This is a genomic window from Parolsenella sp. (assembly GCF_982402205.1).
Genome location: NZ_CEVYAT010000183.1, coordinates 1 through 2,550, shown reverse-complemented (window position 1 = coordinate 2,550; position 2,550 = coordinate 1). Strand labels below are relative to the sequence as shown.

The following is a 2,550-nucleotide window of genomic DNA, read 5'->3' as shown; positions in this document are numbered from 1 at the left end:
CTGCTCACGTGGCCCTCCCCTCGCCGGCGCGCGCCGCTTCTGCTCGCACGCTCGTTGCTCTGCTCGCACGATTCTATCGCGCCATCGGTTTTGCACGTCTCGAGGCCGTCAGACGTGCAAAACCGATGGCGGTTTGCCGCGGACGTGCCAAACCGATGGGGAGACGCGCCCCAAACGTGAGCAACCGATGGGGAGATGCGAGACGCGCGGACACGACGCGTCCCAAACGTGCGCAACCGATGGCTCGCCGCGCCTTCGCCGCCCCGCCGCACGCGCCGTTGCCGCCGTACGCCCCGCCACACGCCGCGGCAGCGCATGCGCCGTTTGTATGGGAACGCCTGCAAGCCGCGGCGCCGCTGCGTGCGAGCCCGTAAACTATACGGTTGCACAAAAGCCAACGGTCAGACACAGGAGCATCCGTGATCGAAGCCAAGGAAATCACCCACAACGAGCTCGAGGCCCGCGCCAAGCAGCTCGGCATCAACCTGCCCATCGAGCAAACGGCCATCTGGGCCGCCTACCAGGCAACCATCGAGGGCCGCATGCCCTGGGGCTGCGTTGCGCTCGAGGAGGACGGCCGCACGCTCGCGCTCATCAGCCTCATCGACTACGAGACGCACGGCTACCACTATCTGCGCGCAAACCACGCGCCCGTCTGGGCCGAGCAGCCCAGCGAGGCCACCGAGGCAGCCGCGATCGACGCGCTGGCGGCCCACGTGCGCGGGCGCGACCGCAAGCAGAAGTTCATGCGCGTCTCGATCCTGCACGAGCTGGCGAGCACCACGCCCGTGCTGTCGGGCATCCCCTATGACAACACCGTCGTGATCGACGTCACGGGCGGCGACGAGGAGATTCTCGCCCGCATGAAGCCGCGTGGCCGCCGCGACGTGCGCAAGGCCCTGCGCGAGAGCCCCGTGACCTGCGCCGACGAGACCGACCGCGCCGCCTCCGACTTCTCGGAGTACTACGCCGTCATGGTCGAGACCGCCCAGCGCGACGGCTTCAACCCCGCGCCGCAGAGCGACTACGAGGACATGATTCGCCTGCTGGGCCCCGACCACTGCCGCGTCTTCGCCGGCCGCGACGAGGAGGGCCGCGTCGTGACGTGGTCAATCGTCACCATCAACGGCACGCGCGCCGTACGCTACTACGGCGCAAGCCTCAACGAGACGATGCGTCAGCACGTCACCGACAAGCTCGTCTACTTCGAGTGCTGTGACCTCGGCGCCAACAAGGGCTGCCTCGACTACGACATGATGGCCATCGGCAGCGACTTCTCGCCCAAGCTCCTGGGCCTCAACGAGTTCAAGACCAAGTTCACCAAGCAGGTCACCACCGTGGCGCCAGACCGCGACGTCCCTCTGCACAAGACGTTCTACAAGGCCCTCACCGCTGCCAAGGACCTTCGTGACCGCAAGGCCGAGAAGGCCGCGGCCACCAAGCCCGCAAAGCCTCGCGAGGACCTCGTGCCCATCGTGCTGGGCGGCGACATCGGCGCCTACGCCCTCGCCCGCGAGTTCCACGAGGCCTACCACGTAAAGCCGCAGATGCTCGCCTCGTCGCCCATCGCGGCCGTTGCCCACTCGCAGATTCTGGACGTTCACCCCGTCGAGCGCCTGAGCGAGGAAGAGGTCACTCGCGTCGTCTGCGAGATTGCCGAGAAGAACGCCGAGAAGACCTGCGTGGTCGTGGGCAACACCGACGCCCTCATCAAGGTCCTCTCGAACTGCCGCGACAACTTCCCGGTCAACTGCGTCACGCCCATCCCCGATGCCGACGTCATCGACCGGGTTTCCGACAAGATCACGTTTGCCCAGCTCTGCCGCGGGCACGGGCTCGACACGCCCCTCACCGAGGTTGTCCACCTCGCGGGCGACGGCAAGATTGCCCCCAGCGCCATCCCCTTCCCGCTCGTGGCCAAGCCCGCTCGCTCATCCGAGTACGCCGTGCACATGGCCCATGGCTTCAAGAAGGTCTACTTCGTTCACGAGCAGGCCGAGCTCGACCGTCTTTGGGACGCCTTGCGCGAGGACGGCTTCCATGGCGACTTCCTCGTCCAGGAGCTCATCGAGGGCGACGACACCTACATGGACAGCCTCACGCTCTACATGGGTACCAACGGCAAGGCGCAGCTCGCCGGATCGGCCCAGGTGCTGCTCGAGGACCACGCCCCCTCCATGCTGGGCAACCCCGTCGTCATGGTCACGCGCCCCATGCCCGAGCTGTGGGAGAAGGCCGCCGAGCTGCTCGAGTCCGTGGGCTATCGCGGCTTTGCCAACTTCGACATCAAGCGCGACAAGAAGACGGGCCGCACCCTTTTCATCGAGGTCAACCCCCGCATGGGCCGCAACTCCTATTACGTCTGCGCCGCGGGCGTCAACCCCATGCGCGCGCTCGTGACCGATGTGGTCGACGGCAAGGGCAAGCGCCTGCTCAAGGCCGACGAGACGGTCCTCTACACCCTCGTTCCGCTGAGCCTCGCCAAGCGCTACGTACTCGACCCAGCCCTCGCCGCCGAGGTTGATGGGCTCATTGCCGCAGGCAAGGTCG

2 protein-coding genes are annotated in these 2,550 nt (G+C 66.8%); both read left to right on the top strand.

Annotation, left to right across the window (positions count from 1 at the left end; genetic code table 11):
* The first annotated feature begins 8 nt into the window (after window positions 1-8).
* Window positions 9-374: a GspH/FimT family pseudopilin gene (locus AC1VTH_RS07815; protein WP_481335586.1), complete on the top strand. Its 366-nt coding sequence runs from the start codon at window positions 9-11 to the stop codon at window positions 372-374.
* 45 nt (window positions 375-419) lie between these two features.
* Window positions 420-2,550: GNAT family N-acetyltransferase (locus tag AC1VTH_RS07810; RefSeq protein ID WP_481335584.1), on the top strand; the 2,131-nt coding region annotated here is incomplete at its 3' end.